This window comes from Microbacterium sp. zg.Y909, from assembly GCF_024626565.1.
Window position 1 is genome coordinate 1 of the sequence record NZ_JANJFJ010000411.1, and the last position, 3,818, is coordinate 3,818.

Here is a 3,818-nt window from a genome sequence, read left to right on the forward strand (position 1 = left end):
AGCGGATCACGTCGGTGACGGTCGACGGCCAGCCCATCGATCCGGCGGCGGAGTACCGCATCGGCACGTTCTCGTTCCTGGCCAGCGGCGGTGACAACTTCCGCGTCTTCACCGAGGGCACCGGGTATGTCGACACCGGTCTGCTCGACTACGAGGCGTGGGTCGACTACATCGCCGACAACTCCCCTCTTGCCCCCTCGTACGCCAAGCAGGCCGTGCAGGTCACCGGGGTGCCCGAGACGGTCGAGGCCGGCGCGCAGGTGCAGTTCTCGGTGGCGGGGCTGAACCTCACCAGCCGCGGCGCCCCCGAGAACACCACGCTGTCGGTCGCTCTCGGCGACACGGTGCTGGGTGAGGTGCCCGTCACCGCCGGCGCCGCGACGGTCTCGGTCACGCTGCCGGCCGGGGTCGCCGCGGGCGCTGCGGCGCTCACGTTGACGGCCCAGCCCTCGGGCACCGTCGTCGCGGTGCCGATCGAGGTGGCAGCGAGCACCGTCGAGAAGGCGCAGACCAGCACCCACCTCGTGGCGCTGCTGCCGGTGCACATCAACCGTTTCCTGCCCACGACGCTCGTCGCGTACGTGCAGCAGAGCGGGGCGCGGGCCGACGGCACGGTCGAGTTCCGCGAGGGTGGACCCGATGGCGCCGTCATCGGCACAGCTCCCGTACGCGGCGGGCTGGCGTCCCTGCGGCTGGGCACGCTCACCCGCGGCACCCACTCGTACACGGCCGTCTTCGTCCCCCGGGATGCCGAGACCGTTGCCGGGTCGCAGAGTGCGCCGGTGAAGGTGCGCGCCATCGGCTGACGATGTGCTGGGCGTCCGGCTGGAGCTGCGTGCTCCCCCGGGCGCCCGGCTCGTAGGGTGGACCCATGACGGTGCAGGTGGTGCTGGTCCACGGGATCCGCACGTCGGCGACGATGTGGCGAGCCCAGGTGGAGCACCTGGCTGCCCGTGGCATCCCCGTCCAAGCGCTGGATCTGCCGGGACACGGCACGCGCATGGCCGAGACGTTCACGTTAGAGGGTGCGTTCGCGGCGATCGACGAGGCGGTGCGGGAAGCCGCGACCCGCGGTCCCGTGCTGCTGGTGGGCCACTCGATGGGCGGGCTGATCTGCACCGAGTACGTCGGTCGCGAGGACCGGCCGCCGGTCGCCGGCTTCATCGGCGCCTCGTGCACCTCGGTGCCGCGCGGTGTGGGCTTGACCGCGTACCGGCTGATCGCGCGCGGATTCGACGCGCTGCCGAGCCACGGCATCTGGTTCACCAAGCGGATGCTGGCACGCACGCTGCCGCCCGAGACGCGGGAGGACTTCGGGGCGGGCGGATACGCGTTCACCGCCCAGGACGTCGCGCTGCGGAGCCTGTCGGTCCTGGACCTGCTGGCGGCCCTGCGGCGCATCGACGTGCCCACGTGGTTCGTCAACGGCCAATACGACCAGCTGCGGGTGAACGAACGGCTGTTCTGCCGGCTCGTGCCGCAGGCGGAGCTGATCGTCGTGCCCCGGACCACCCACCTGGTGACCGCCATGCGTCCCGCGGTCTTCAACGCCGTGCTCGACCTCGCCGTCGCGACGCTCGAGCACGAGGTGGCGCCGTCGGGTCGGGTCGTCTGAGCCTGCTAGACTCTGTAGTCGGCTTGCGTGTGGGTTTCCTCCTCACACGACTGCCGGGGGCACCCCTCTACTGCCGCTCGGCATTTCCTATCACTCCGAACGAAAGATACGTCGACGTGGCGAACATCAAGTCGCAGATCAAGCGCAACAAGACCAACGAGAAGGCCCGCGAGCGCAACAAGGCCGTCAAGAGCGAGCTTCGCACCGAGGTGCGTCGCACCCGCGAGGCCATCGCCGCCGGCGACAAGGCCGCGGCCGAGAAGGCCCTCATCAAGGCGGCCAAGAAGCTCGACAAGGCCGTCAGCAAGGGCGTCATCCACGAGAACCAGGCGGCGAACCGCAAGTCGGCCATCGCCAAGAAGGTTGCCGCGCTCTGACACGCAGCTGAACGTCAAGGCCCGTCCCCGCGTGGGGCGGGCCTTCGTCGTTGCCGTCGGAACTCCTCAAGACGGCGCGGGTCCGACGCTGTCCGGGCGGTCTGGGGCTTGTCCGTGCTCGTCCTTGAGGAGTTGCGGGCGGGGGCGCGCGCGGTGGGTCGGCGGCGGCCGTCGCACGGCCCGCGCCTACGGGCTTACCACAGCCGCCGCGGGGGCTCGCCGCCGCCGCGAGCGAGACACGCGAGACACGAACGTGGACGCACCCGCTCAGGTGGCAGATGTTGCGGCATCCATGGGCCGTCGCTGACCACCACTGCCACACGAAGTGGCGGTGCCCGGCTCTAGGTGTCACTCGTTGCGACCCTCGATACGAATAGGCCGCGAGAAGTGCCACCTGAACCGGTGGACATCGCGCGGGCTGCGCGGGCGGTCGCTCCAGGTGGCACTTGTTGTGGCTCGGCGCGCCTGCGAGCCGCAAGTACCGCCACCTGGAGGAGGCGGTTATGCCGCGCGTGCGGCGCGAGTCCGAGCTCAGGTGACACTCGTTGCGACTCGGCGCGCCGGCGAGTCGCAGAAACTGCCACCTGAGCGACGCGGGAGCGGCGCGAGGTGGCAGGTGCGGTGCTTCCGAGGCCGGGGATCCGCGAGACCTGGCACATCGACGGCCGGATGCCGCGTCGGCGCCCGGACGTGCCGAACCGCCACGCGACCGGGATGCCGCGGTCAGCCGCCGAACGGCTGCCGGGTGGCGATGACGGTGACGAGGCGCTCCAGCGCGAACACGGGGTCGCGGGAGCCGCCCTTGACCTCGGCATCGGCCCGCGCGGCGGCCTGGATCGCCATGCCGAGCGACGACTCGTTCCAGCCCATCAGGTCCCGGCGCGCGCGATCGACCTGCCAGTCCTTAAGCCCCAGGCGGCCCGCGAGTGCGCCGGAGGGCTCGCGGTGCCCGGCGACCTTGGCCATCGTGCGCAGCTTCATCGCGATGGCGGCGACCATCGGCACCGGGTCCGAGCCGGATGCCAGCGCCTGGCGCAGCGCCAGCAGCGCCTCGCCGTAGCGGCCGGCAATGGCGGTGTCGGCCACGGTGAAGGCCGACGTCTCGACGCGGCCGCCGTAGTAGCGGGTGACGATGGCTTCGGTGACGTCGTCGGGAACGTCGACGATGAGCTGCTGACAGGCCGCCGCCAGTTCGGTCAGGTCGTCGGCGAACGCCGAGACCAGGGCGCGCAAGGCCGCCGGGGCGATGCGCTTTCCGGCGGCGGAGAACTCCCCCGCGGCGAAGTCGTACCGATCGCTGTCGCGCTTGACCGCGGGGCAGGCGATCTCGACGCCGCCGCCGGTGCCGGCGCGGATCGCATCGAGCAGCTTCTTGCCGCGCACGCTCGAGGAGGTGTGGCGCAGCACCACCGTGGCGCCCTCCTGCGGGTGGTCGAGGTACGAGATCGCCTCGGCGAGGAACGTGTCGGAGCACTTCTCCACGCCCGACACGCGCACCAGGCGCGGCTCGCCGAAGAGCGACGGCGACGTGACGCCCAGCAGCGTGCCGGCGGCGTAGTCGTCGGCGCGGATGTCGGTGACTTCGAGGCTCGGATCTTCGGCCCGCAGGTAGTCGCGCAGCCCGGCGATGGCGCGCTCAGCGCACACCTCTTCAGGACCGGAGACGAGCACGATGGGAGCGGGTTGCGGCTTGCGCCACGACAGCTGCGGGATCTTGCTCGCCGCGGCCTTGCCGGCGGGCTTGCGCGCAGCGGGTCTGCGCGCGGGAGGTGCCATGTCTCCAGCCTATCCCGGGGTGCCGACGTCGACGCCCGGCGGAGCGCGCT

Annotated in this window: 4 protein-coding genes; 3 read left to right on the top strand and 1 reads right to left on the bottom strand. The window is 71.5% G+C overall.

Annotated features, from left to right (window positions below; all coding sequences use genetic code 11):
* The 3 genes from NQ160_RS20325 to rpsT form a co-directional block, all read left to right on the top strand.
* Nucleotides 1–806, top strand: an 806-nt coding sequence (locus NQ160_RS20325) for an Ig-like domain repeat protein (protein ID WP_257516916.1), incomplete at its 5' end; no start/stop codon positions are given.
* Between the two features lie 65 nt (nucleotides 807–871).
* Nucleotides 872–1,615 carry an alpha/beta fold hydrolase gene (locus tag NQ160_RS20330; protein ID WP_257516917.1) on the top strand — a complete coding sequence of 248 codons (744 nt, stop codon included), beginning with the start codon at nucleotides 872–874 and terminating at the stop codon, nucleotides 1,613–1,615.
* Nucleotides 1,616–1,731: 116 nt separating this feature from the next.
* A complete protein-coding gene (gene rpsT / locus NQ160_RS20335; protein WP_257493423.1) occupies nucleotides 1,732–1,992 on the top strand; it encodes a 30S ribosomal protein S20 in 261 nt (86 codons plus the stop codon).
* 723 nt (nucleotides 1,993–2,715) lie between these two features.
* Here rpsT and holA read toward each other — a convergent pair.
* A complete protein-coding gene (gene holA / locus NQ160_RS20340) occupies nucleotides 2,716–3,768 on the bottom strand; it encodes a DNA polymerase III subunit delta (protein WP_257516918.1) in 1,053 nt (350 codons plus the stop codon).
* Nucleotides 3,769–3,818: the final 50 nt, after the last annotated feature.

What these genes read in the sequence shown, in the direction of transcription:
- NQ160_RS20330 (WP_257516917.1), top strand. Translation starts at nt 872, where the DNA reads ATGACGGTGCAGGTGGTGCTGGTCCACGGGATCCGCACGTCGGCGACG.
- holA (WP_257516918.1), bottom strand. Translation starts at nt 3,768, where the DNA reads ATGGCACCTCCCGCGCGCAGACCCGCTGCGCGCAAGCCCGCCGGCAAG.